Source organism: Leifsonia sp. 21MFCrub1.1 (assembly GCF_900107895.1).
GTDB lineage: Bacteria > Actinomycetota > Actinomycetes > Actinomycetales > Microbacteriaceae > Leifsonia > Leifsonia soli.
The window spans coordinates 1,368,444-1,393,375 of record NZ_LT629867.1 but is presented as its reverse complement, the minus strand read 5'-3'; the positions used below and the strand labels follow the sequence as shown (position 1 = coordinate 1,393,375).

21 protein-coding genes are annotated in these 24,932 nt (G+C 70.6%); 7 read left to right on the top strand and 14 right to left on the bottom strand.

The genetic code is table 11. The features are described from left to right. Positions 1–95: 95 nt before the first annotated feature. The 13 genes from BLW09_RS06560 to BLW09_RS06500 form a co-directional block, all read right to left on the bottom strand. Positions 96–992, bottom strand: a complete 897-nt coding sequence (locus BLW09_RS06560) for an FtsQ-type POTRA domain-containing protein (protein ID WP_231947105.1) — start codon at positions 990–992, stop codon at positions 96–98. A gap of 137 nt (positions 993–1,129) precedes the next feature. Then, a complete protein-coding gene (murC, locus tag BLW09_RS06555; protein ID WP_089910066.1) occupies positions 1,130–2,557 on the bottom strand; it encodes a UDP-N-acetylmuramate--L-alanine ligase in 1,428 nt (475 codons plus the stop codon). A 117-nt stretch (positions 2,558–2,674) separates the two neighbouring features. Beyond that, positions 2,675–3,742, bottom strand: coding sequence for a UDP-N-acetylglucosamine--N-acetylmuramyl-(pentapeptide) pyrophosphoryl-undecaprenol N-acetylglucosamine transferase (locus BLW09_RS06550; RefSeq protein WP_089910063.1), 1,068 nt, complete (start codon positions 3,740–3,742; stop codon positions 2,675–2,677). Continuing rightward, complete coding sequence (ftsW, locus tag BLW09_RS06545; RefSeq protein ID WP_089910060.1) at positions 3,739–5,019, bottom strand: putative lipid II flippase FtsW; 1,281 nt, start codon at positions 5,017–5,019, stop codon at positions 3,739–3,741. Before ftsW ends, BLW09_RS06550 begins: the two co-directional genes overlap by 4 nt. Beyond that, positions 4,979–6,544 (bottom strand): UDP-N-acetylmuramoyl-L-alanine--D-glutamate ligase, encoded by a 1,566-nt coding sequence (gene murD, locus BLW09_RS06540; protein WP_089910057.1) that lies wholly within the window; start codon positions 6,542–6,544, stop codon positions 4,979–4,981. The genes ftsW and murD overlap by 41 nt, the downstream gene beginning before the upstream one ends. Continuing rightward, positions 6,541–7,656, bottom strand: a complete 1,116-nt coding sequence (gene mraY, locus BLW09_RS06535; protein ID WP_089910054.1) for a phospho-N-acetylmuramoyl-pentapeptide-transferase — start codon at positions 7,654–7,656, stop codon at positions 6,541–6,543. Before mraY ends, murD begins: the two co-directional genes overlap by 4 nt. Then, positions 7,653–9,092: a UDP-N-acetylmuramoyl-tripeptide--D-alanyl-D-alanine ligase gene (locus BLW09_RS06530; RefSeq protein WP_089910051.1), complete on the bottom strand. Its 1,440-nt coding sequence runs from the start codon at positions 9,090–9,092 to the stop codon at positions 7,653–7,655. Before BLW09_RS06530 ends, mraY begins: the two co-directional genes overlap by 4 nt. Next, positions 9,093–10,637, bottom strand: coding sequence for a Mur ligase family protein (locus BLW09_RS06525; protein WP_089910048.1), 1,545 nt, complete (start codon positions 10,635–10,637; stop codon positions 9,093–9,095). Between the two features lie 24 nt (positions 10,638–10,661). After that, entirely contained in the window at positions 10,662–12,404 is a 1,743-nt protein-coding gene (locus BLW09_RS06520) for a peptidoglycan D,D-transpeptidase FtsI family protein (RefSeq protein WP_089910045.1), read from the bottom strand. A 20-nt stretch (positions 12,405–12,424) separates the two neighbouring features. Further along, the gene (locus BLW09_RS06515; protein ID WP_089910042.1) at positions 12,425–13,081 is read right to left on the bottom strand and encodes a hypothetical protein; all 657 of its coding nucleotides are present in this window, start codon (positions 13,079–13,081) and stop codon (positions 12,425–12,427) included. Further along, positions 13,078–14,082 carry a 16S rRNA (cytosine(1402)-N(4))-methyltransferase RsmH gene (rsmH, locus tag BLW09_RS06510; RefSeq protein WP_089910039.1) on the bottom strand — a complete coding sequence of 335 codons (1,005 nt, stop codon included), beginning with the start codon at positions 14,080–14,082 and terminating at the stop codon, positions 13,078–13,080. Before rsmH ends, BLW09_RS06515 begins: the two co-directional genes overlap by 4 nt. Before the next feature lie 115 nt (positions 14,083–14,197). Beyond that, positions 14,198–14,629, bottom strand: coding sequence for a division/cell wall cluster transcriptional repressor MraZ (gene mraZ / locus BLW09_RS06505; protein ID WP_089910037.1), 432 nt, complete (start codon positions 14,627–14,629; stop codon positions 14,198–14,200). Positions 14,630–14,868: 239 nt separating this feature from the next. Continuing rightward, a complete protein-coding gene (locus tag BLW09_RS06500; protein ID WP_089910035.1) occupies positions 14,869–15,249 on the bottom strand; it encodes a DUF3040 domain-containing protein in 381 nt (126 codons plus the stop codon). Positions 15,250–15,329: 80 nt separating this feature from the next. Here BLW09_RS06500 and BLW09_RS06495 point away from each other — a divergent pair, with 80 nt between their 5' ends. After that, complete coding sequence (locus tag BLW09_RS06495; protein ID WP_089910033.1) at positions 15,330–16,460, top strand: polyprenyl synthetase family protein; 1,131 nt, start codon at positions 15,330–15,332, stop codon at positions 16,458–16,460. A 27-nt stretch (positions 16,461–16,487) separates the two neighbouring features. Here the strand turns inward: BLW09_RS06495 and BLW09_RS06490 are convergent, their stop codons facing one another. Further along, positions 16,488–16,829 (bottom strand): Rv2175c family DNA-binding protein, encoded by a 342-nt coding sequence (locus BLW09_RS06490; RefSeq protein WP_089910031.1) that lies wholly within the window; start codon positions 16,827–16,829, stop codon positions 16,488–16,490. Positions 16,830–16,980: 151 nt separating this feature from the next. Between BLW09_RS06490 and BLW09_RS06485 the strand changes: the two genes are divergently transcribed. The 6 genes from BLW09_RS06485 (at position 16,981) to BLW09_RS06460 (ending at position 24,863) form a co-directional block, all read left to right on the top strand. Further along, entirely contained in the window at positions 16,981–18,099 is a 1,119-nt protein-coding gene (locus BLW09_RS06485; protein WP_089910029.1) for a LysM peptidoglycan-binding domain-containing protein, read from the top strand. 86 nt (positions 18,100–18,185) lie between these two features. Continuing rightward, entirely contained in the window at positions 18,186–20,087 is a 1,902-nt protein-coding gene (pknB, locus tag BLW09_RS06480) for a Stk1 family PASTA domain-containing Ser/Thr kinase (protein WP_089910027.1), read from the top strand. 243 nt (positions 20,088–20,330) lie between these two features. Then, a complete protein-coding gene (locus BLW09_RS06475) occupies positions 20,331–21,314 on the top strand; it encodes a hypothetical protein (RefSeq protein ID WP_089910024.1) in 984 nt (327 codons plus the stop codon). Positions 21,315–21,316: 2 nt separating this feature from the next. Continuing rightward, a complete protein-coding gene (locus BLW09_RS06470) occupies positions 21,317–22,894 on the top strand; it encodes a hypothetical protein (RefSeq protein ID WP_231947103.1) in 1,578 nt (525 codons plus the stop codon). After that, positions 22,891–23,595 carry an ABC transporter ATP-binding protein gene (locus BLW09_RS06465; protein WP_089910021.1) on the top strand — a complete coding sequence of 235 codons (705 nt, stop codon included), beginning with the start codon at positions 22,891–22,893 and terminating at the stop codon, positions 23,593–23,595. The genes BLW09_RS06470 and BLW09_RS06465 overlap by 4 nt, the downstream gene beginning before the upstream one ends. Then, on the top strand, positions 23,592–24,863 hold the full coding sequence (locus BLW09_RS06460; protein WP_089910019.1) for an ABC transporter permease: 1,272 nt from the start codon (positions 23,592–23,594) through the stop codon (positions 24,861–24,863). The genes BLW09_RS06465 and BLW09_RS06460 overlap by 4 nt, the downstream gene beginning before the upstream one ends. Positions 24,864–24,932 lie beyond the last annotated feature (69 nt).

Sequence of the window (24,932 nt, the reverse complement as noted above, 5' to 3'; positions counted from 1 at the left end):
TTGCTGAGTATGCAATTCTCGATCCGACGTTAGGTGGGCCGGGGCGGCGCCCCGGTATCCCGCCAGGCGTGTCGGAAAAGTCGTGCGCATCGGGGTCATCCCGTCGTCACGCTGTGGGGCGACGAGACGTCGTACCGGGAGGATCCCGGCGCGCTCTTCAGCAGGGCGCCGAGGTCCGCCGCCTTGAGCGACGAGTCCTCCGCGCTCCCCCACACCACGGTCGCACCGTTGCCCCGGAGGGTGAAGCTCACGTCGTCCTTGGTCTTCGCCGCGATCGTGTCGACCTGCGCGCGGACGTCGTCGGGAAGGGCGCTGAGGACGCTGGCGGCGGCGGCGAACCCGGAGTCCGCATCCACGTCGGCCGCCGCGCCGCTCGCGGCGATCAGGGGGTAGCCGTCCGGGCGCTTCTCGCTGCTCGAGATCGGCACTTTTGCCGCATCCACCAGCGTGTACGCGGTCCCCTGCTGGATGACGCCGACCGGCTGGCGCTCCACCACGCGGATCACGATCGAGTCGGGCGGGTGGCTCTCCACCGTGTAGCTGCGGATGAGCGGGAACGCGGCGAGGTCGCTCGAGATGCCCGCCTGGTCGAGCAGCGGAAGCGGCGTGCCCAGCTGATCGGACAGCTTCTTCTCGATGGTCGTGGCGTCCAGCCGGGAGGTGCCCGTCACCTGGATGTGCTTCAGCGCCAGCAGCGGGGAGTACGCGACGAGCGCGACGGAGAGCACGAGGCCCGCGACCGCGGCGGCGGCGGCCAGCCACGCGATCCTGCGGCGGCGCGACCGCTTGGTGAAGCGGCGCACCTCGCCCCGCTCGAGGCGCTTGCGCTCCCGGCGCGCGGCCCGGAGCGCCTTGTCGATCTCGCGGTTGGTGGGGAGCCGCGAATACGGCGAGGTCTCGGCCGTCCGGTCGGCACGGGAGGGCCGGGCGGTCGGGGTCTCGCCCGGCGGCGCGGCCGGTGCGTCCCGGATCACCGGGATGGGCTCGGTCACCGTGCCGACACGGCGCGCGGGCGCGGCATCCTGCCGTCGGTCGTCCCGGGCCTCCGGCTCGTGCCGCGGCGGTACGGGTGGCGTCGCCGGCACCTCCCGCCGGTCATACCCCTGAGGACGCTTCACCGAGCGGCCCGCTACGCGCCGGGTGCGTCCGGGTGCTCCCGGCGCAGCGAGTCGAGCAGCTGGGGCACGATGCGGTACACGTCGCCGCAGCCGAGGGTGATCACGAAGTCGCCCTCCCGGGCGATCTGAGCGGTGTGGTCGGCGGCCTGCTGCCAGTCGGCGATGAACGCTACCCGCTCGGGATGCTCGAAGCGGTCCGCCACGAGGGCGCCCGTCACGCCGGGCTCCGGGTCTTCGCGCGCTCCGTACACGTCGAGCACCACGGTCTCGTCGGCGTAGCGCTCGAGGGTCTCGGCGAACTCCCGGGCGAACAGGCGCGTCCTGCTGTACAGGTGCGGCTGGTGGACGGCGATGATCCGGCCGTCGCCGACCACGGTGCGGGCGGCGGACAGCGCGGCGGCGACCTCGGTCGGGTGGTGCGCGTAGTCGTCGTAGACGCTGACGCCTCCGACCGTTCCGTGCAGCTCGAAGCGGCGCTCGGTCCCGCCGAACTCGGCGATGGCGGCGAGCGAGGCGGCCGGGTCGAAGCCGAGGCCGGTCAGCACCGCGAAAGCGCCGCCCGCGTTGATGGCGTTGTGGCGCCCTGGCACCCGCAGCCGTGCCGAGTAGTCCTCGCCCTGGTAGCGCAGCGTGAACGACACCGGGCCGTCGGTGACGATGGAATGGACGCGCACGTCCGCGTCCTCCGCCTCGCCAAAGGTGACGACGCGCTTGTCCGGCGCCTGCTCGCGCAGCCGGCCGGTCACGTGGACCGCGCCGGGGTCGTCGGACGAGACGACGACGAACTCGTCCGCCTCGCGGGCGAAGGCCACGAAGGCGTCCTCGAACGCCTCCAGCGAGCCGTAGTGGTCGAGGTGGTCCGGGTCGACGTTGGTGATCAGGGCGACCGCCGTGTCGTAGAGCAGGAACGAGCCGTCGGACTCGTCCGCCTCGACCACGAACAGCTCGCCCGTGCCGGTCCGCGAGCTCGTGCCGAGGGAGGCGATGACCCCGCCGTTCACGAAGCTCGGGTCCTCGCCGATGCCGAGGAGGCCGGTGATGATCATGCCGGTTGAGGTCGTCTTGCCGTGCGCGCCGGCGACGGCGACCAGCCGCGTGCGGTTGATCAGCCATGCGAGGGCCTGCGACCGGTGCAGCACCGGAAGACCCTTCGAGAGCGCCAGCTGGTACTCCGGGTTGTCCTGCCAGAGGGCGCCGGTGACGACCAGCGTGTCGGCGTCGCCGACGTTCGCGGCGTCGTGGCCGATGGCGATCGTCGCTCCGAGGTTCCGCAGGGTGTCGATGTTCGCGGAGTGCCGCACGTCCGATCCGGTCACGGTGTAGCCGGCCTCGAGGAACAGGCGGGCGATGCCGCTCATCCCGGAGCCGCCGATGCCGACGAAGTGGAGCTTTCCGAGCTCCTCCGGGAGGGCGAGGGTCAGGTCGGGCTTGATCGTCACAGGTACAGCTTTCGGTTACGCGAGAGGGACTCCATCCAGTATGAGGCTACGCGGCGACCCTGCGGATCGGCCCCAGCCACTCCGACGGGGCGGCGGGATGCGTCAGAGCGGTGAGGGTCAGAGCGCCGAGCGGATGAGCGCGACCATGCGGTCGGATCCGTCGCGGACGCCGACGGAGGCGGCCCGGCGCGCCATCTCGGCCACACGCCCGCGATCCGCCAGCAACGGGAGCAGGGTGCCGTCCACCCAGTCCGGGGTGAACGCGGCGTCGTCGACCAGCACGCCGCCGCCGGCCTCGACGACGCCCGCGGCGTTGAACCGCTGCTCGCCGTTGCCGATCGGGAATGGCACGTACACCGCCGGGATGCCGAGCGCGGCGAACTCGCACACGGTGGCGGCGCCCGCCCGGGCGACGGCGACATCGGTGAGCGCGAAGGCGAGATCCATGCGGTCGCAGTAGTCGAGCAGCCGGTAGTGCTCGACGCCCGGGTCGGTCAGCTCGCCCTTGCCGCCCTGGATGTGCAGCACCTGCCAGCCCGCGGCCGTCAGTTCGCCGGCCCGCGCGATGACGGTCTGGTTGATCCGGCGTGCGCCGAGGGAGCCGCCCGTGACGAGCAGGGTCGGCCGGTCCGGGTCGAGCCCGAACTCGGCGGCGGCCTGCGGGCGCGCGGCGGCGGCATCCAGCTGTTCGATCTCCACGCGCAGCGGCATGCCGACGAACGTGGGATGCGGCAGCGGGGTGCCCTCGAACGCCACGCCGACCCACGGGGTGTAGCGGGCGCCGAGCCGGTTCGCGAGTCCCGGCCGCGCGTTCGCCTCGTGCAGCACGAGCGGGACGCCCTCGCGGCGGGCCGCCGAGTACGCGGGAGCGGCGGCGTAGCCGCCGAAGCCGACGACCGCGTCGATCCCGCGGTCGCGGATCAGCGCACGGACCGTCGAGATGCTGCGCCGGTACTCGCCGGGGAAGCGCAGGGCTGCCGCATTCGGGCGGCGCGGGAACGGGAGCTTCGGGATGGTCGCCAGCTCGTAGCCGCGCTGCGGGACCAGACGGGCCTCGAGCCCCTCCTTCGTCCCGAGCACCAGCACCTCCGCATCCGGCTGGTCACGACGCAGCCGGTCGGCGACGGCGAGCAGGGGGTTCACGTGGCCGGCGGTGCCCCCGCCGGCGAGAAGGTACCGCGTCATGCCCCGCGGCCCGCCGAACCGGTCTCGGAGGCCGACAGGGAGTCACGGTGCGACTGCCGCGCGAACGACAGCACGATTCCGATGGCGATCATGGAACTGATCATCGCAGTCCCACCCGCAGAGATCAGTGGGAGCGGTACGCCCAGCACCGGGATCACCCCCAGGACCACGGCGATGTTGACGAACGCCTGGCCGATCAGCCACACCATGATGGCCGCCGTCGTCACGCGCGCGAACGGATCGGTGGATGCGTGGATGATGCGCAGGAAGACGACCGCCAGCATCACGAAGAGCAGGAGCACGAGGACCGCGCCGATGAGTCCGAGCTCCTCGCCGATGATCGCGAAGATGAAGTCAGTGTCCGCTGCGGGCAGCCACGACCACTTCGAGTGCGAGTTGCCCAGCCCGACACCGAAGACGCCGCCGGAGGCGAGCGCGTAGAAGCCGTTCTTGATCTGCCAGTCGACGTCCGGGTTGGCCACGCTCGTCCCGCCGAAGTAGGCGGCGATGCGGCCGACGCGGCTGGCGCTCGACAGGGCGACGACGATCGCCAACGCCCCGACGGCGACGACGCCGGTGGCCAGGTACCGGATCCGAACGCCCGCGAAGTACAGGGCGCCGAGGATGAGCGCCGCCAGGATCATGGTCGTCCCCAGGTCGCCGCCGAGCAGCACGAGAGCGACAGCGCCTCCCGCGATCGGGACGACGGGCACGGCGACGTGCTTCCACTGGTCGAGCACGTCGCGCTTACGGGCGAGGACGACCCCCAGCCACACCACGAGCGCGAGCTTGATGGCCTCCGACGGCTGGGCGGTCACCGAGCCGATGCGCAGCCAGTTGCGGTTGCCTCCGATCTCGACGCCCAGCGGCGTGAGCAGCACGAGCAGCTGGAGGAAGCATGCGGCGCCGAGGAAGAACCAGATCGTCTTCCTCCAGAACGCGCGCGGGATCCGCGAGACCAGGAACATCAACGGCAGGCCGACCAGCGTGTACGCGCCCTGCGACCAGAACCGGGAGAAGAAGTTGTCGTCGTCGTTGTGGGCCTCCACCGACGAGGAGGACAGCACCATCACCAGGCCGAACACGACCATGAACAGGGTGATCCCGAGCAGCAGGAAGTAGTTCGCCGACTCGGAGGTCATCCCCCGGCCCAGCTGGATGCGCGTCGTCAGCGCACCGATGCGGGCGGCGGCACCGGAACGCGACTCGGGCGGAGGGACCGCCGGGCCCGGGCGCTCAGTCCTGCCGCGGGTCGGGACGCGGGGCGGACTCGTCATCCGCCTCACCTCCCACGTACTCGTTCACGGCCGACTGGAAGCGGCGGCCTCGTTCTGCATAGTCGGCGAACTGGTCCATCGACGCCGCCGCCGGAGCGAGCAGCACGGTGTCCCCCTCGCGAGCGAGACCACCGGCCAGTCGGACCGCCGTCGGCATGACCTCATCAGTCTCGTCGGCGTCGACCTCCAGCACGGGAAGGTCCGGCGCGTGTCGCCGGAATGCGGCGACGAGCTCCGCGCGGTCGACGCCGATCACGACGGCGCCGCGGAGCCGGCCGACGTGCCGGGCGACCAGCGCATCCACGTCGACGCCCTTCAGGAGGCCGCCGACCAGCCACACCACGGACGGGTAGGCACGCAGAGACGCATCGGCGGCGTGCGGGTTGGTGGCCTTCGAGTCGTCCACCCAGTTGACCCCGCCCTGGACGCGGACCAGCTCGATGCGGTGCGCGTCCAGCCGGAAGGCCGTGAGCACATCGCGGATGACCTGGGGAGGCACGCCGTACGACCGGGCGAGGGCGCTGGCGGCGAGGATGTTCGCGACCACGTGCGGCGCGGAGAGGCCGGCCTCCTGCAGCTCGTCGAGGGTGGTGAGCTCGAGCGCCGCGTTCGCGCGGTCGTCGAGGAAGGCGCGGTCGCAGAGGATGCCGTCCACGATCCCGAAGTCGCTCGGGCCGGGGACGCCGAGACCGAAGCCGATGGCGCGCGCGCCCTCGACGACCTCCGCCTCCTCGACCATGCGCAGGGTGTTCTCGTCGGCCTTGTTGTAGACGCAGGCGACGCGGGTGTTGTCGTAGACCTTGGCCTTGGCGGCGATGTACGCCTCGAGAGAGCCGTGCCAGTCGAGATGGTCGTCGGCGATGTTCAGGCAGGCCGCCGAGAACGGTGACAGCTCACCGCCCGCATTGCGGTTGACCCAGTGCAACTGGTAGCTGGAGAGCTCGACCACGAGCACGTCGTAGCCCTCCGGGTCGCGGATGGCGTCGAGCACGGGCACGCCGATGTTGCCGCACGGAGCGACGCGGTTGCCGCCGGCGAGGATCATCGTCGCGGTCAGCTGCACGGTGGTCGTCTTGCCGTTCGTTCCGGTGACGCAGATCCAGTCGGCCGGGCCCGGGCGGCCGTCCGGCCGCGCGACCTTGTCGCGCAGCCGCCAGGCGAGTTCGATGTCGCCCCAGACGGCGGTGCCGCGCTGCTCGGCCCAGACCAGCAGCGGGTGGTCCCAGTGGAAGCCCGGCGACGCGATGACCAGCTCCGGGTCGAACGCGACGAGGCGGTCCGGCGGGGTCGCAAGATCCGGCTCCTCGATCAACTCGGCGCCGATGACCTCCAGCAGCATCCGCCGCTCGTCGTCGGCCTTCGCGGCGACGACCAGCACCTGGGCGCCCAGCTCTGCGAGCGTGTCGGCCACCGAGAACCCGGTGACGCCGAGACCGTACACCGCGACCCGCAGGCCGCTCCAGTCGTGATGCCAGCTGGTCAGCGCAGCGAGGCGCTCCGCGAGGGCGTCGTTCGAGGCCGTCATGTGGCCAGCCACTCCAGGTAGAACGAACCGACGCCGGCGGCGACGAGCAGGCCGCCGATGATCCAGAACCGGACGACGACCGTCACCTCCGCCCATCCCTTCAGCTCGAAGTGATGATGGATGGGGCTCATCAGGAAGATGCGTCTGCCGTGCGTCAGTTTGAAGTACGCGCGCTGCACGATCACCGACCCGGCCTCGATGACGAAGATGCCGCCGATGAGGACGAGCAGCAGCTCGGTGCGGCTCAGGATGGCGAGGGCGGCGACCGCGCCGCCGAGCGCCAGCGAGCCGGTGTCGCCGAGGAAGATCTGCGCGGGCGATGTGTTCCACCAGAGGAACCCGACGACAGCGCCGACGATCGCCGTAGCGACGATCGCGAGGTCGAAGGGATCGCGCACGTCGTAGCACTTCGCCACGTTCTCGACGCTCAGCTTCGCGTTCGCGCACGACTGGATCGACTGCCAGAAGCCGATGATGATGTATGCGCCGATCGCCAGGATGGACGCACCGGACGCGAGCCCGTCGAGGCCGTCCGTGACGTTGACGCCGTTCGAGGTCGCGGCGACCAGGAAGTTGATCCAGATCAGGTAGAGGCCGTAGCCGACGAGCACCCCGATGACGCCGAACTTGGTGATCGAACCGAAGTCGATCGCCGGGAGATCGCGGATGAAGGACACGGTCATCGTCGCCGGGGTGTAGCCGTTGCCATTCGGGAAGCGGATGGCGAGGAAGGCCCACACGGTCGCCACGATGACCTGCCCGGCGACCTTGGCCCAGCCGGTCAGCCCGAGGCTCCGCTCGCGCCGGGTCTTGAGGAAGTCGTCGATGAAGCCGACGACGCCCAGTCCCACCATGAGGAACAGCACGAGGAGCGCCGATACGCTCGTCTCGTCTCCGGTCAGCAGGAGCGCCGTGAAGTAGCCGAACAGCGTTCCGAGGATGACGACGATGCCGCCCATCGTGGCCGTGCCCCGCTTGGCGTGGTGACTCTGCGGTCCGTCGTCGCGGATGAACTGTCCCCACTGCAGCCGGCGGAACAGCCGGATGAAGAGCGGGGTCAGGAAGAGCGTGAACGCCATCGACAGCGCACCGGAGGTCAGCAGGGCTCTCACGAGAACGATTCTCCCAGTCGGTCGCCCAGGAAGCGCAGCCCGGCCGAGTTGGAGGACTTCACCAGCACCGTGTCACCCGGGAGCAGAGCACCGCTGAGGTGGTCGAATGCGGCGTCCTGCGTGTCGAAGTAGAGGGATTCGCCATCCCAGGAGCCCTCGTTGATCGCCGAGATGTGCATCCGGCGCGCGGAGGGGCCGACGATCACGAGCTGATCGATGCCGAGCCGGACCGCCAGCAGGCCGATCCGGTCGTGCTCCTCGCCCGAGAACTCCCCCAGCTCGCTCATCTCGCCCAGCACGGCGATGGTGCGGCCGTCCGGCTCGGCGATCTGCGCCAGGGTCTTCAGCGCGGCCGACATGGAGTCCGGGCTCGCGTTGTACGCGTCGTTGATGACGGTCACCTCGGCGCCGCCCATGACCTCCATCCGCCAGCGCTCCGCCGTCTTGACGGTCTGGAGGGCCGACACGATCGTGTCGATGTCGACGTCGAGGACGTACGCGGAGGCCGCAGCGGCCAGGGCGTTCATGACGTGGTGCTCGCCGAGCACCTGGAACCGCACGGGACGCGACTGCGGCTCCGAGCCGGGGCCGTCTCCGCCGTCGCGCGACGGGAGGTGCAGGGTGAAGGACGTGCCGCGGCGGTCGGACACCACATCGGTCGCGCGCACGTCGGCGCGCTCGTCCAGCCCGAACCAGAGCACGCGGGCGGCGGTCTTGTCCGCCATCGTCGCCACGCGCGGGTCGTCGATGTTGAGCACGGCGACGTCCGACTCCAGCAGGTCGGTGACCATCTCGGTCTTGGCCTGCAGGGTCTTCTCGATGCCGCCGAACTCGCCCGCGTGCGCGAGGCCGACCTTGAGGACGATACCGACATCCGGCCGCGCCATGCGCACCAGGCGCGCGATCTCGCCGATGCCGCTCGCCCCCATCTCGGCGACGAGGAACTGCGTCTCCTCCGTCACCTGCAGCATGGTCACGGGCGCGCCGACCTCGTTGTTGAAGGAGGCGCGCGGAGCGATCGTCGGACCGACCTGCTCGAGCACGGCCCGGAGGAGGTTCTTGGTGGTGGTCTTGCCGTTCGATCCGGTGATCCCGACGATCTTGAGCCGTCCGAGGGCACGCACGCGGGCGATGACCTCGGTGGCGAGGTCGCCGAGGGCCACCACGGTGTCGTCGACCAGAAGCTGAGGGACCGGCAGCTGGAGCGGGTGGTCGACCACGACGAGAGCGGCACCCGCTTCCACCGCCTGCGGGGCGAACAGGTGGCCGTCGGTCACCTCGCCGGGCTTGGCGAAGAAGATGCCGCCGGGGACGACCTCGCGCGAATCCGTCGTGGAGGGCCCGGAGACCGCGGTCTCCGGCGAGACGTGGGTGCCGTCGAGCAGCAGCGTGCCGCGGGTCGCCTCGGCGATCTCGGCCAGGGTGAGAGCGATCATCTACAGCCACCCCGCCTCTCGCAGCGCGAGGCGGACGTCGTCGCGGGCCGAATACGGCAGACGCTGACCCGCGACCTCCTGGTAGTCCTCGTGGCCGGGGCCGGCATACAGCACGACGTCGCCCTCGCCCGCCAGGGACAGCGCGGTGCGGAACGCGGCTCGCGGGTCGGGGACCTCGTACAGCTCGAGGTCCGGGACGGCGCCGCGCGCTCCATCGAGCAGGGCGGCGCGGATGCTCGCGGGATCCTCCCAGCGCGGGTGGAAGTCGGTGATCACCACGGCGTCCGAGCCGCGAGCGGCGATGGCCCCCATGTCGGTGCGCTTCGTGGTGTCGCGGTCCCCGTCGGCGCCGAACACCATGATGATGCGACCGTCCGTCACCTTGCGCAGCGCGTTCAGGGTCGAGAGGAAGGCGTCGGGGCTGTGGCCGTAGTCGATGAACACCACAGGGCCGCGGTCGCCCGAGAGCCGCTCGGCGCGGCCGGGGATGTAGGCGTCGATGCCGCCGTCGCGCGCGAGGGCCGCTCCGATCGCGTCGAGGTCGTATCCCGACTCGACCAGCATGACGATGGCGAGCGCGGCGTTGGCCGCGTTGTACGCACCGAGCAGCGGGATGCTCGTCTCGAGCCGCCGGCCGTCGGGACCCTCCAGCGCGAAGGATGTGCGGGTGAGCGTCTCCTCGAGCACCGTCAGCAGCCACTCGGAGTCGGAGCCGGGCGAGCTGGACAGTGTCGCGACGGGGATGCGCGACTGCTCGACCAGGGCACGACCCCAGTCGGAGTCGACCGTGACGACGCCGCGGCGGGCGCGGTCCGGCTGGAAGAGCTCGAGCTTCGCCGCGAAGTAGTCCTCCATCGCGTCGTAGTCGTCGAGGTGGTCGTGGCTGAGGTTGGTGAAGCCGACGACGTCGAACACGATCCCGTCGACACGGTGGCGGGTGAGCGCCTGCGCGGACACCTCGATGGCGACGGCGCGGACGCCCTCCTCGCGCATGCGGGCGAGGAGCGCGTGGAGCTCGCTCGCCTCGGGAGTGGTCAGCTTGCTCGTGATGGCCGTCTCGCCGATGCGGCGCTCGGCGGTCGAACTGAGGCCGGAGACGACGCCCAGCTGACCGAGGATGGCGTTGAGCAGGTACACGACGCTGGTCTTGCCGTTGGTGCCGGTGACGCCGAACAGCGTCGCGGAGTTCTCGTCGGTGCGGTAGATCCACGCCGAGACGGCGCCCAGTGCGGCGCGCGGCTCAGGCGTGACGATGACCGGGAGGCCGGACTCCGCGGCGAGGGCCGCACCCTCCTCGTCGGTGAGCACGGCGACGGCACCCGCGTCCGCCGCGGCGGTCGCATAGGACGCGCCGTGGGAGTTGCGGCCGGGCACGCCGACGTAGAGGTCGCCGGGCTCGACGGCGGAGCTCGCGAGAGCCGCGCCGGTCACCTCGACCCCGTCGAGGTCGCCGCGGCACTCCAGCCCGAACTCCGCTACCAGCTGGGCGAGCGGGCGGGCGACGGGATGCTCGGGGCGCAGAGAAGAGGGCGCCGGTCCTGTCACGTGGCTCACTTTCCGTTGTGCTGTCTAGTAGTAGGGCGGATAGTCCGCCGGGCTGGACGTCGAAGGCTTCACCCGGTAGGTCTTCAGCACCTGACTCATGATCGTGTGGAACAGCGGAGCGGCGGCTGCCGACGAAGTAATGGTAGTCGGGAACCCGAGGTTGACCGAAACGACGTACTGGGGATCGTCGACCGGCGCGACGCCCATCACGGACACGTAGTACGAGGGCAGGTACCCGCCCTTGCCGTCCGGCTGCTGGGCCGTTCCGGTCTTCGCGGCGATGCGGTAGCCGGGGATCTGGAGCTGCTTCTTGAGCTCGCCGTCGGTGACGACGGACTCCATCATCCCGAGCGTCGTCGAGGCCGCCTGCGCGGACACGACCGGCGTCGGCTTGGTGTTCGGGATGTCCGTCACCGAGCCGTCCGGGTGCTGGCAGCCTTCGACCAGCGACAGCGGGATGCGGGTGCCGCCGTTGGCGAGCGCCTGGTACGCGCCGACCATCTGCAGCTGCGTGGCCGAGACGCCCTGACCGAACATCGTCGCGTACTTGGTCTGGTCGTCCCAGTCCTTCACGGGGTGGAGTTCGCCCGAGGACTCGTCCGGGTACGGAAGGCCGGTCGGGTCGCCGATCCCGAATTTCTTCAGATAGTCGTACCGCGTCTGGTCGCTCAGTGCGCGGCCCAGCTGCGACATCCCGGTGTTGGACGACATCATGAGCACTCCGGTCAGCGTGAGCCGGAGCGGGGCGTGGTACCCCGAGTCGTGCAGGTCGGCCCCGTTGCCGGACTGCCAGGAGTACGGCGCGAGCACCTGGGACGTCGGCGTCGCCTTCCCCTGGTCGATCAGCATCGCTGCGGTCAGCGCCTTGAAGGTGGAGCCGGGCTCCCGCGGGTCGGTGAGGGGCTGCAGACGCCAGAAGGACGGATCGGTCGCGTCGATGTTGTTGGGGTCGAGCGACGGCACCTGCGCGATCGCCTTGATCTTCCCGGTCTTCGCTTCGGCCACCGTCACGAAGCCGAACTTGGACCCGGTCGCGGCGACCTGCTGGGCCAGCGTCTGCTGGGCGAACCACTGCAGATCAGAATCGATGGTCAGTTTGAGGGTGCCGCCGTCCTTCGCGGGCTTCTGCACGACCGTGCTGCCGGGGATGGCCACCCCGTCGGCGCCGCGCTGGTACGTCTCCTCGCCGTTCTCGCCGGCCAGGCAGCCGTTCTCGCTCGCCTCGAGCCCGGCGTCGCCGCCCTGTGACAGGTAGCCGAGCAGGTTGCCGGCGACCGCGCCGTTCGGGTAGCTGCGAGCCTGCTTCTTGGTGAAGGTGAGCCAGGGGTACGGCAGCTTGTCGAGCTTGTCGAACGTTCCGACGTCCATTCCGGACTTGATGAGTACGTACTGCGACTTCGGGTCGGCCTTGAGCGCCGCATCGATGAGGGCGACGACCGCGTCGCCGCCCTGACCGGTGATCGCCCCGATCTTCGCGGCGGCCTCGACCATCTTGTCCCGGCCGCCGGCGATCGCATCCTTCGGGGAGGCCGCCGCCGTGTAGGTGTAGATCGTGGTGGCCAGCACCGTTCCGTCGCTGTCGACGATGTCGCCGCGGTTGCCGAGCAGCGGGGTCGAGACCTCTTTCGCCGTCACCGACTGCCGCTGCAGGGCATCCGCCCGCACGACCTGGATGTCGACCAGCTTGGCGCCCAGGATGCCGACGGTCGCCGCGACGGCGAGGACCGTCACGGCGGTCCGCCGCCGCAGCATCTTCTTGCTGACCATGCCCCGCGTCCGTCCCGTCGTCAGTGCGTCACCGGGGTCGGCAACGCTCCCTGCAACGGTACGGTCGGAGTGGCACCCGAGGCGGTAGCCCCACCCGAAGTTGTGGAATTCCCAGCCTGCCCCGCCGTTGTGGACGGATTCACCGGCTGCTGCGGCTGCGTCACCAGCGAGACGCCCGCGAGGAGCGCATTCGGCACCAGGTTGCCCTGCGTCCCGGTGACGGTCCCCGCCGCCCCGCTGGCCGGGAGCGGCGCGCCGAGCACCGCCCCGTCGGACAGGCGCAGGTAGGCCGGGTTGCTGTTGCTGACCATGCCGAGGGCGTTCGCGTTCGCGGCCAGGTTCTGCGGCGACGCCACGCGGTTGAGGTCCTCCGAGACCGCCTGGTACGAACGCTGCAGCTCGGTCTGCTTCGACTCCAGGGTCTGCAGCTGGTAGGCGCCCTGGGACAGGCCGATGCTGAGGAGGAGCTGCGCCACGACGACGCCGAGCAGCGTCGCGACGGCGATGCCCGCGTACAGGGCCCGGGGACGAGCGCGTCGCTGCGACCGGGTCGGGACGACCTCCAGGTGGGTGCGCTTCTGCTCCTCCACCGGGGCGGGGAGGGCGCCGCCGCGCCACAGGGCCGCAGGGCGCCTGCGCCCGGTGACCGGGGCCGCTTCTGCCAGATTGCCGCTCACGAACGCCTCCTCGTCTCGTCCTTGCCGGTGGATGCGCCGCTCGCCGGTCGCACCCGTTCGGCCGCCCGCAGGCGCACCGGGGTGGCCCTCGGGTTGGCGGCCTTCTCGTCGTCGTCGGCCAGCTCGGCGCCGCGGATCAGGAGTTTCAGCTCCGGCCGGTGCTCGGGCAGCTCGACGGGAAGTCCTGCGGGAGCGCTCGATGTGGACCGCGCCTGGAGTTCCCGCTTGACGATGCGGTCCTCGAGCGACTGATACGCCTCCACGACGATGCGGCCGCCGACGGCGAGGGAGTCGATGGCCGCCGGGATCGCACGCTGCAGCACCGCGAGCTCCTGATTGACCTCGATCCGCAGGGCCTGGAACACGCGCTTGGCGGGATGCCCCTGCCGCTGCAGCGCCGCGGGCGTCGCCTTGATGATCAGGTCGACCAGCTGACCGGAGCGCACCAGCGGCTCGCGCTCGCGCGACTCCACGATGCGCGAGGCGTAGCGCCCCGCCAGCTTCTCCTCGCCGTAGTCGCGGAAGATGCGGCGGAGGTCGGCCTCGGAGTACTCCGCGAGAACGGTCGCCGCGGTGAGCTCGCTCGTGCCGTCCATCCGCATGTCGAGCGGTGCGTCCTTCGAGTACGAGAAGCCGCGCTCGACGCGGTCGAGCTGGAGGGAGGAGACGCCGAGGTCGAACAGCACACCGTCGACCGCCTCGAATCCGAGCCCCTCGATGGCCTCGCGGATGCCGTCGTAGACGGTGTGGACGAGGTGGACGCGGTCGCCGAAGCGCTCGAGCCGCTCCCCCGCGATCGCCAGCGCCTCGGGGTCGCGGTCGAGTCCGACCAGCGTGACATCGGGGAAACGCTCCAGGATGCCGGCGGAGTGGCCGCCCATCCCGAGGGTCGCGTCGACGAAGACGGCGCCCGGCCTGGTCAGCGCGGGACCGAGCAGTTCGATGCAGCGCTCCAGGAGGACCGGGGTGTGGATGCGGGAGGTGTCGTCGGGTTCGGTCATGGTCGTTCGGGACGGGCCGCCTGCCCCTGGATCCGGATCCCCATCCATTCCGACCTGACACCGGGGAAGTGGTGTCAGGGCGTATGGCTGGGAGTCCGGCGCCAGGGACGCGGGGTCAGAAGAGTCCCGGGATCACCTCCTCCTCCGTGCTCGCGAACGCTGCCTCCTGCTCGGCCAGGTACTTCTCCCAGGCCTGGGCGTCCCAGATCTCCGCGCGGCTGCCCGCGCCGATCACGACCAGGTCGCGATCGAGTCCCGCGTACGTGCGCAGCGCGGACGGGATGGTCACCCGGTTCTGCTTGTCCGGGACCTCCGCGCTCGCCCCCGAGAGGAAGACGCGCAGGTAGTCACGGGCCTGCTTGCTCGTCACCGGCGCCTGGCGGATCTTCTCGTGGAGCGATTCGAACTCGCGCTGAGAGAAGACGTAGACGCAGTGCTCCTGGCCGCGGGTCAGGACGAGGCCGGACGCGAGCTCATCCCGGAATTTCGCCGGCAGGATGATGCGCCCCTTCTCGTCCAGCTTGGGGGCATGCGTACCGAGGAACATCGGCTGCCACCCCCACTCTCCCGGCCCAGGTTGCGGTGTGACTCCACTTTACTCCACTTCCATCCACAAAGTCGCCCATTTCGGCCACATTGCCCCGAAATGGGGACGTCGCGCCCTGAAATCACGCGGAATTCTGGGGTGGAGGAAAGTGGAGCGCCAGGGACGTCCCGGGAGCACGAAAAAAGGGCCGATCAGACGATCGGCCCTTCGATGAAGAACGGGTGGAGCGGAGTGGAGGGTTAGCCCTCGCCGCCGTCGTTGCGCTTGTCCCAGCGGTCGTTCATGCGATCCATGAAGCCCGTCTGGCCGCCGCGCGCCTTCGCCTTCTTCGGCTCGGCGGCTCCGGGCTCGACGGCGACGCGCTTGCCCGGGGCTATGGAGACGAGGACGCCCGCGAACATCACGACGAAGCCCAGGATGCCGACGATCGGCTGACGGTAGTAGACGCCGGCGATCAGGACGCCGACACCGACGACGGCGAGCAGGATGCCGAGGACGATCGACCGGTAGGCGGGACGTGCCCGCTTGCCCCCGACCTTCGCGACGAAATCTGCGTCGTTCTGATAGAGACTGCGTTCCATCTCTTCGAGGAGGCGCTGCTCATGTTCCGAAAGCGGCATCCGATTCCCCCTCTTTCTCGCGGGTTCGAGGCTTCAGTGAGGTCGATTCTAGACCTCACGTGTCTGGCTAGGCTAGGCGTGTGTCTGAAAGCATCCGATTCGTCGACCTCATCCAGTCAAGAATCGATGGATTCTTCGATGCGCGTGCCTCCATTCTCGTCTCCATCGCCGACGAGCTCTCTCCGGTAGCGGCGTTCTCAAGGGAATTTCTCAGCGGCGGCAAGCGCTTCCGCGCGCTGTTCTGCTTCTGGGGATGGCAGGCCGTCCGCACCGCCGACGACGCGGGCGACGACGGCGGCGAGACCGGGGCCGTGACGGCCGGCGGCGCGCTCGACGCCGTCGTCTCGGTCGCCAGCGCGCTCGAGCTGTTCCACGCCGCCGCGCTCGTCCACGACGACCTGATCGACAACTCCGACACCCGCCGCGGCAAGCCCGCCGCGCACAAGCGCTTCGAGCACCTCCACGCGTCCGAGGGATGGGGCGGCTCCGGCGCGATGTTCGGCACCGGCGCCGCCACTCTCCTGGGCGATCTGCTGCTCATCCTCAGCGACGAACTGTTCGACGAGGGCCTGACGCAGCTGGTGAGCGCACCCGCACGCCGCGCGACGCGCGCGGAGTTCAACCGCATGCGGCTGGACGTCACCGCCGGCCAGTACCTCGACATCTTCGAGGAGATCGGCTGGTCCGGCCGCCCCGACTCCGAGCAGCTGGAGCGCGCGGAGCGGGTCATCGTCTACAAGTCGGCCAAGTACTCCATCGAATCCCCGCTGCTGATCGGCGCGAGCCTGGCCGGCGCCACCGTCGGGCAGCTGGAAGCGCTCCGGGCATTCGGTCTCCCGCTCGGCATCGCGTACCAGCTGCGCGACGACCTGCTCGGCGTCTTCGGAGACGCCGACGTGACGGGCAAGCCGAGCGGCGACGACCTCCGCGAGGGCAAGAGGACGGTCCTGATCGCGCTGACGCGTCAGGCCATCCCCTCCGGCGCGCGGGCCGCACTGGACGAGCTGCTCGGCGACCCCGAGCTGACGCCGGAGCAGATCCGGACGATGCAGCTGACCATCCGCGAGTCCGGGGCCGTCGATACGGTGGAGCGCATGATCGCCCAGAACGTGGCGCGCGCCATCGAGGCGCTCGATGCTGCGCCGCTCGGGGCAGCCGCCAAAGGCCAGCTCCGCGACCTCGCGATCGCTGTCACGCGTCGGAGCGCCTGAGCGCCCGAGCCGCCGGCCTCGGCCGATTCAGGCCAGCGCTTGGGCCACGCGGCGCACCTCGGCCTTGCGGCCGGCGCGCAGAGCCTCGATGGGCGACGTGCCCAGGCTCTCCTCCTCGGCGAGCAGCCAGTCGACGGACTCCTCGTCGCTGAAGCCGTCGTCCGCCAGGACGATCAACGTGCCCCGGAGCTCGCTGAGCGGCTGCCCGTCCTTCAGGAAGGACGCGGGCACCTTGAGCACGCCGTCGACGCGCTTGGCTCCCAGGTGGCGGTCCTCGATGAGCCGACGGACGCGGCTCACGCTCAGTCCCATCAGCTCGACGAGGTCGGGTACGGTCAACCACTCGGTGGTCTGGACGTGCTCGGTCACCCCACCAGCGTGCCACGGATCACCGCCCGGCGAGAAGCCGGGGTAATTGTTACGATCATGTAAACCGGTTTCACATCCGTCACTCCTGTTGACTCCTTTCTCCTTCTGTGTCAGCGTGATGGGCAACGTGTCACTCGAAGAGGGGGGTCACATGGCTCTGGCAGACACCGGCAGGTCGCGCGGCATCCTGGGAACCGTCCCGATCGCGGTGGCGAGTTCGCTCGCCGTGACCCTGAACCTGGTCACCCCCGCACAGGCGGCGCCGCGGGAGGACCGCGCGACCGATCGCGCGGGTGACACCGGCGAGGTCAGCCCCCTCGAACGCGCCGCCCTCGGCAGCACCATCGGCATGACGCCGGCCGCCTCCTCCTTCACGTCCGCTCCGCGCACCGCCGTCGCCGACGCCCCCGCCACCTATCGCGTGCAGTCGGGCGACACGGTCTCGGGGATCGCCGCGCGATTCGGGCTCTCCACCGCCGCTGTGCTCGCCATGAACGGCCTGAGCTGGAAGAGCCTGATCTTCCCCGGCCAGGTCCTCGCCCTGGCGCAGGCCGGAGCGGTCGCGGCCCCCGCTCCGGCGGCCCCGGCCCCGGCGGCACCGGCCGCCCCCGCGACCACGGTGTACTCGGTCGTGCGCGGCGACACCATCAGCGGCATCGCCGGCCGGTTCGGCGTCACCACGCGCGCGGTGCTCGCCGCCAACGGCCTGAGCAGCTCCAGCCTGATCTTCCCCGGGCAGCAGATCCGCATCCCCGGAATGACCGCAGCGGCGCTCGACACGCCCACGGCCGCGCCGGTCGCGGCTCCCGCGCCGGTCGCCGCTCCCGCACCGCTGCCCACCGCGTCCGCCGGGCAGGTCGTCGCCCTCACCGACGAGATGCGCGCGAACGCGCAGCTCATCATCGCCGTCGGCCGCCGGCAGGGCGTTCCGGACCAGGGCATCGTCGTCGCGCTCGCGGCGGCGGCGCAGGAGTCCGGCCTCCGCAATGTCCGCTACGGCGACCGCGACTCCCTCGGACTGTTCCAGCAGCGGCCGAGCACCGGGTGGGGTACGCCGGAGCAGGTGCTCGACCCGACCAGGGCGACCCTCGCCTTCTACGGCGGGGCGGGCAATCCCAACGCGGGTCGCACCCGCGGCCTCCTCGACATCCCCGGGTGGATGGGCATGAGCGTCACCCAGGCGGCGCAGGCCGTGCAGATCTCGGCGTTCCCCGACGCCTACGCCAAGTGGGAGACGTCCGCGCGCACCTGGCTGGCCCAGCTCGGCTGAGCCGGAATGTCACAGCCCGATCACAGCCACGGCGTCCACCGGTGTTTTGCAGGGTTCGATCACGGCTCGTTCCCTAGACTCGATCCGTGACCACGAGCCAGACCGACCCGATGATCGGACGTCTCATCGACGGCCGGTATCAGGTGCGCTCGCGGATCGCCCGTGGCGGCATGGCGACGGTCTATCTCGCTACCGATCTGCGCCTGGAGCGCCGGGTCGCCATCAAGATCATGCACGGCCACCTCGCAGACGACTCCACGTTCAAGAGCCGCTTCGTGCAGGAGGCGCGCTCCGCCGCGCGGCTGGCGCATCCCAATGTCGTCAACGTCTTCGACCAGGGCCAGGACTCCGACATGGCCTACCTGGTCATGGAGTACCTGCCCGGCATCACCCTGCGCGATTTGCTGAAGGACTACGGCAAGCTCACCCCCGAGCAGACGATCGACATCATGGAGGCGGTGCTCTCCGGGCTGGCGGCCGCGCACAAGGCGGGCATCGTCCACCGCGACCTCAAGCCGGAGAACGTCCTGCTGGCCGACGACGGCCGCATCAAGATCGGCGACTTCGGGCTCGCCCGGGCGGCCAGCGCCAACACCGCCACCGGCCAGGCGCTGCTCGGGACGATCGCCTACCTCTCCCCCGAGCTGGTCACCCGCGGCGTCGCCGACGCCCGCAGCGACATCTACGCGCTCGGCATCATGATGTACGAGATGCTCACCGGCCAGCAGCCCTTCCAGGGCGAGCAGCCGATGCAGATCGCCTACCAGCACGCCAACGACGCCGTCCCGGCGCCGAGCAGCAAGAACCCGGCCGTTCCCGCGGAACTCGACGAGCTCGTCCTCTGGGCGACCGAGAAGGATCCGGACCGCCGGCCGCGCGACGCGCGCGAGATGCTCGACCGGCTGCTGGAGGCCGAGAAGGCGCTCCGGGGCGAAGCGGTCCTGCAGCCGACGATGGTCCTGCCTCCCGCGTATGAGATCGACGAGGGCGACACCCAGATCATCAACCCGGCGATCCGCCAGCAGGTGGCGTCGAACACCCCGGCCGCAGCGACCACGCTGACGACGGCCGCCGCCAAGCGGCGCTCGAAGGGCTGGTGGCTGTTCGCCCTCGTGCTCGTGCTCACGGGCGTCGCGGCCGGAACGGGATGGTACTTCGGCGCGGGTCCCGGCTCGCTGGTCGCGGTCCCGAATGTCGTGAACACGGCGCCGGACGCCGCGGCCTCGCAGCTGCAGAAGCTCGGCTTCAAGACCGCTCAGACTCCGGAGTACAGCACGACCGTCGCAGCGGGGAAGGTGTCGAGCACCGACCCGCACGCCGGTGTCCCGGCCGGACGCGGAAGCACGGTGACGCTCCGGGTGTCGCAGGGGCCGAAACCGGTGACCATCCCACCGCTCGCCGGCACGACGCTCGACACGGCGAAGAGCGCGATCACCGGCGTCGGGGCCAAGGTCGGTACGGTCGCCGAGCAGTTCGACGCGAAGGTTCCGGCGAACACCGTGATCTCGGCCACCCGTGCCGATACCGGAGCGGACATCTCCGGCGGCGGCGACTACTTCGAGGCCGCGGCGGTGAATCTCGTCGTGTCGGTCGGCGCCATCCCCGATGTCGCGGGCAAGTCGGTGGAGGACGCCTCGGCGATCCTCGGCAAGGTCAAGCTCCTCACCTCCGCGGGCCCGCAGAGCTACAGCGACACGGTCAAGGAGGGCGACGTCATCTCCGCCCAGCCGCAGCACGAGCCCGTCCGGCCCGGCGACACGCTCCTCCTGGAGACGTCGAAGGGCCCGGAGCCCGTCACCATTCCGGACGTGGTGGGCAAGACCTGGGCGGAAGCCAAGAAGGCGCTCACGGACGCCGGATTCAAACTGGACTACAACAAATTCGCGGATCTCGGTCCCGGTCTGGCCGTGGTGTCGAAAATCTCTCCCGACGGGGGCACCCAGCAGCCGAAGGGTTCAACCGTCACGGTGAACTTCGCCGGGTTCTAGACCGGCCGCGCGTTCATCGCGCCCCTCCGTCCGCCGCTTGATCGGCGCCGTCGCTTCGTCGTCGACTTCGTTCACCTGACTAAAATATGAGTCGCGTACACTCTGCCTTTCCATATCTCGTACCAAGGGATGAGTCCTATCATCCACGGAGGCGACGACAGCCACTGCGTCGCTCCGCTGGAATCGACGGAAGCGGGTCGGCCGCCCGGCCACCCCGCCTCCGAGACAAAGGAATCGACAGACATGACCCACCCCCGCCGCATTCGCCGCGTCGGCTTCGCCGCCTCGCTCGCCGTCCTCGCCGTCACATCCGCAGCGCTGACCGGCTGCGCCGGCGACGCAACCTCGTCCTCGCTCGACGCGAAGGACAGCCCGTTGGTCAAGATCCTCGGGCCGCTGGCCGGAGTGAACGACAAGGATGCGCTCCGCAAGCAGGAGCGCGAGGTCCAGAAGGCCGCCGCCCAGTGCATGACGGACAAGGGGTTCGAGTACAAGCCGTCCGACAGCGCGGCGTCCACCATCACGGTCGGCGGCCCGGACAGTGAGAAGAGCGAGGACTGGGTCTCCAAGAACGGCTACGGCTTCTCCCGCGGACTCAATTCCGAGAAGGACGACCCCAACCAGGACTACGTGGATTCGCTGTCCGACACCCAGCAGACCGCCTACTACGAAGCGCTCTACGGCCCGGCGACGGAGGCCGGGGCCGACGACGCCGAGGCCGACGGCGGCACCGAGGCCGAAGCCGGCACGACCGCCACGGGGTGCCTGAACGAGGCGTACCGCTCGGTGACGAAGACCTCCTTCTGGGAGGACGAGAAGTACAAGAAGCTTCTCGACTCCGCCTCCGCTCTCTTCGAGAAGGTCGAGAAGTCGCCCGCCGTCAAGAAGGCCGCGGCGAACTGGTCGGACTGCATGGCCGACGCCGGGTACTCCGAGATGGACACGAAGGCGGATGCCATGAATCACGTGTCGGAGAAGATGAGTGCCCTCTACGACGCCCCGGGTGACGCGACCGGGGACGGTCAGCCGTCCGAGCCGTCGGCCGCCGACATCAAGAAGTTCCGCGACCTGGAGATCAAGGTCGCCCTGGCCGACTTCCGTTGCGACGCGAAGACGGGCTACGAGAACGCGAAGCTCGCCGTGCAGTTCGAACTCGAGGAGAAGTTCGTGCGGGAGCACAAAGCCGAGCTGGACGAGCTGGTCGACGCCTACGGCGACAAGAAATGACGATGCGAATCCGTCGACGCGCCGACCGCCGTCCGGTCGATGAGGTCGGGATCGACGATCTCATCCCGGGCGACGACTCCGCTGCCGCCCCGGCCGGGACAGACGGCCAGAGCACGCCGGCAGCATCCGGCTGGTCGCGCGTGCTGCGAGGCAATCGGCTGTTGTGGCTCGTGGCCGGCGCCTCCGTCGTCTGCCTCGCGGCCGGGTACGCCGGCGGCGCCCTGCTCTCGTCGGCCGACGCCGCCGAGACACCGGGGAAGGGCGGTCCGATCACCGTCCCCGTCGAGTCGAGGGTGCTCTCCAACACGGTGAAACTGCGCGGAGACGCCGCGTTCGACGATGCCGTCGAGGTGAAAGTCGCCGCCGGCGACCTGGAGGGGCCCGCCGTCGTGACGGGAACGGTCCCCGAGGTCGGCGCGACGCTCGACGCGCTCAGCGTGGCGCTGGAGGTCGCGGGGCGCCCGGTGATCGTCCTCCCCGGGGCGCTTCCCGCCTACCGCACGCTGCGTGCCGGACAGAAGGGGCCGGACGTCTCCCAGCTGAAGGACGCGCTCCGCGCGGTGGGGATCGACCCGGGCGGGTCCGATGTCTACGACGCCGCGACGGCGAACGCCGTCGTCGCCCTGTACCAGCGGGTCGGCTACACCCCGCCGGCCGTCAAGGCGGAGGCGAAGTCCGCCGTCGAGGGCGCGCAGGAAGCGGTCGCCGGCGCCGAGAAGGCGCTCGCGAGCGCACAGCGCGAACTCGCTGCGGCGAGCAAGGGAGCCGACGCCGCGAGGCGCGTGGAGCTCGAGAACGCCGTGAGGGATGCCGAACGCGAGCTGGCCACGGCCCGCGCGGGCGGCGACGGCTCGGCGATCGCCCGCGCCGAGGACGCACTCCGACTTGCGCAGACGCAGCTCTCGGTCGGCCTCTCCGCGCCGGACACCAGCGCGGAGGCCGGGGCGGTGAGCGACGCACGAAAGTCTCTCGCCACGGCACAGGAAGACCTCGCGAAGGCCGACGAGGAGGCCCTGACCCCGCTGCCGGCCAACGAAGTCCAATTCCTGCCGACGCTCCCGCGCCGGGTCGACGAGGTGCGCACCGCCCGCGGGAAGATCCTCGAAGGCGCCGCCATGACCGTGTCGGGAGCGACCCTGGCGATCACGGCTCGCGCCACCGCCGCCGACGCCGAACTGCTGAAGAGCGGCCTGGCCGCGTCCATCGAGCTCCCCGACGGCTCCGAGCTGGCCGCCACCGTCACGAACGTGAAGCCGCGGAAGGCCGAGGAGGGCGAGGAGAAGAAGTCCGGCCGGTCGTGGGAGGTCGCACTCGCGCTCACCTCGCCCACACCGAAGCAGGTCGAGCAGCTGCGCGGGCAGAACGTGCGCGTCAGCATCCCGGTGAAGGCGACGGCGGGGAAGGTTCTGGTCGTGCCGGCCGCCGCCCTCACGGCGGGGCCGGGAGGCGAGAGCCGGGTCGAGGTGGCGAAAGGCGACGCCACCCGCGTGGTCACGGTGGAGACCGGCCTCGCGGCCGACGGCCTCGTCGAGATCAGCGGGAAGATCGCCGCAGGCGACCGGGTGGTGGTCGGCCGGTGAACGACGCGCTCATCGGCCTCGACGCCGTCACCAAGATCTTCCCGGGCCCGCCCGCCGTCGAAGTGCTGCACCCGACCGATCTGGCGGTGGAGCAGGGAGGCTACGCGTCCATCGTCGGGCCGAGCGGGTCGGGCAAGTCGACCCTGCTCAACCTGCTGGGGCTGCTCGACCGCCCGACGACCGGCGAGTACCGGTTCGACGGGGTCCCGACGACCGAGCTCGCCGACGAGGAGCGTGCGCGGTTGCGCGCACGCAGCATCGGCTTCGTCTTCCAATCGTTCCATCTGATCCCCGAACGGACGGTGCTGGAGAACGTCCTGCTCTCGACGCTGTACAGCGGCGTGGCGCGAGCCGAGCGCGTCGACCTGGCCAGGAACGCGATCGAGCGCGTCGGGCTCGGCCACCGGGTCGACCACACGCCGCTGACCCTCTCGGGCGGCGAGCGACAGCGGGTCGCCGTCGCCCGCGCGACGATGACGTCCCCCAAGCTCCTGCTCGCCGATGAGCCCACCGGCAACCTCGACCAGAACACCTCGGGGCAGGTGATGGACCTCTTCGAGGAGCTGAACGCCGACGGGATGGCCGTCGTCATCATCACGCACGACGCAGCGGTCGCGAAGCGCGCGCGCCGCGTCATCCGCATCGTCGACGGCGCGGTGGAGGACGGCGCGGTGGAGGACGGCACGGTGGAGGAGCGATGAAGCCGCCCGCCCTCATCCGCCGCCTCTTCGCGAGGCCCCGGCGGCCCGCCGATCCGGACCGCTTCACGGCTCAGGATCTCGCGGCGGAGGCAGTCAGGAGCCTCGGCGGACGCCCGGGGCGCCTTCTGCTCACCACGGTCGGCACCGTCCTCGGTATCGGCTCGCTGGTGGTCACCTACGGGCTCGCCCAGACGACCAACGGCGAGCTCGCCCGGCAGCTCGACCCGACGCAGGCGACCCACTTCCTCGTCGAGCCGGAGAAGACCCGCGACAGTTCGGGCGCATCCCGGCCGGTCACCGCCTTCCCCTCCGATGCCGACCGCCGGGCGGCGGGCCTCCACGGGGTCGAGGCCGCCGGCCTCATCGCCGAGGTGCCCACTGCCGACGCCGCCATCACCACCGTCCCGGTGAACGACCCGTCCGCGGCGCAGACCCTCCCGCCCATCGTGTTCTCCGCGAGTCCCGGCTTCCTGGATGCGGTCGGCGCACACATCGCGACCGGCCGCACCTTCGACACCGGGCACCGCGGCCGCGCCGACCGCGTGGCCGTGCTCGGGAAGGACGCCGCGGCAGAGCTCGGCGTTTCACGTGTGGACGGTCAGCCCACCGTCTTCATCGGAACGCTCGCGTACACCGTCATCGGCATCCTCGACCGCACCGAGCAGCGCACGGATCTGCTGTCGGCGGTGCTCATCCCGGACTCCACCGCACGTCACGACTTCGAGGCGCCCGTTGGAGACGAACTGCACCTCCGGGTGAAGCGCGGGCTCGGCCCGCTGATCGAGCACCAGGTCCCGATCGCGCTGTCGCCGAACGCGCCGGACAGCTTCCGGCCCCAGGTCGTCAGCGGCTCGGAACGTGCGGCGCAGGCCCGCTCTGACACCAACGTCGCCTTCCTCCTCCTCGGCATCATCTCGCTCCTGGCCGGTGCGCTCGGCATCGTCAACGTCACGATCCTCTCCGTGAAGGAACGCACGGGCGAGATCGGCCTGCGCCGCGCGCTCGGCGCGACCTCCCGCGACATCGGGTCGCAGTTCATGGTCGAGACGGGCATCATCGGCGTGATCGGCGGGCTCGCCGGCACCGCCCTCGGCGTCGTCGCGGTGGTCGTCATCGCGGCGACCCAGCAGTGGGCGCCCACGTTGGACGGGTGGGTGGCGATTGCGGCCCCGGCTCTCGGCACCGCGATCGGCCTCGTGGCCGGGATGTATCCGGCCCGCCGCGCCGCGCGGATCGAACCGGCGACGGCGCTCCGCAGCGGCATCTGACGGATCGCGGAAGGAGGCGCCGACCGCCGCGTGGCGGACGGCGCCTCCCTCGCGTCAGGCGTTTCCCCG

Excerpts from the sequence above, each read along its gene's own strand:
- BLW09_RS06550 (WP_089910063.1), bottom strand. The coding sequence starts at position 3,742 with ATGACGCGGTACCTTCTCGCCGGCGGGGGCACCGCCGGCCACGTGAAC.
- ftsW (WP_089910060.1), bottom strand. The coding sequence starts at position 5,019 with ATGACGAGTCCGCCCCGCGTCCCGACCCGCGGCAGGACTGAGCGCCCG.
- murD (WP_089910057.1), bottom strand. The coding sequence starts at position 6,544 with ATGACGGCCTCGAACGACGCCCTCGCGGAGCGCCTCGCTGCGCTGACC.
- BLW09_RS06530 (WP_089910051.1), bottom strand. The coding sequence starts at position 9,092 with ATGATCGCTCTCACCCTGGCCGAGATCGCCGAGGCGACCCGCGGCACG.
- BLW09_RS06520 (WP_089910045.1), bottom strand. The coding sequence starts at position 12,404 with ATGGTCAGCAAGAAGATGCTGCGGCGGCGGACCGCCGTGACGGTCCTC.
- rsmH (WP_089910039.1), bottom strand. The coding sequence starts at position 14,082 with ATGACCGAACCCGACGACACCTCCCGCATCCACACCCCGGTCCTCCTG.
- mraZ (WP_089910037.1), bottom strand. The coding sequence starts at position 14,629 with ATGTTCCTCGGTACGCATGCCCCCAAGCTGGACGAGAAGGGGCGCATC.
- BLW09_RS06500 (WP_089910035.1), bottom strand. The coding sequence starts at position 15,249 with ATGCCGCTTTCGGAACATGAGCAGCGCCTCCTCGAAGAGATGGAACGC.
- BLW09_RS06485 (WP_089910029.1), top strand. The coding sequence starts at position 16,981 with ATGGCTCTGGCAGACACCGGCAGGTCGCGCGGCATCCTGGGAACCGTC.
- BLW09_RS06475 (WP_089910024.1), top strand. The coding sequence starts at position 20,331 with ATGACCCACCCCCGCCGCATTCGCCGCGTCGGCTTCGCCGCCTCGCTC.
- BLW09_RS06470 (WP_231947103.1), top strand. The coding sequence starts at position 21,317 with ATGCGAATCCGTCGACGCGCCGACCGCCGTCCGGTCGATGAGGTCGGG.
- BLW09_RS06460 (WP_089910019.1), top strand. The coding sequence starts at position 23,592 with ATGAAGCCGCCCGCCCTCATCCGCCGCCTCTTCGCGAGGCCCCGGCGG.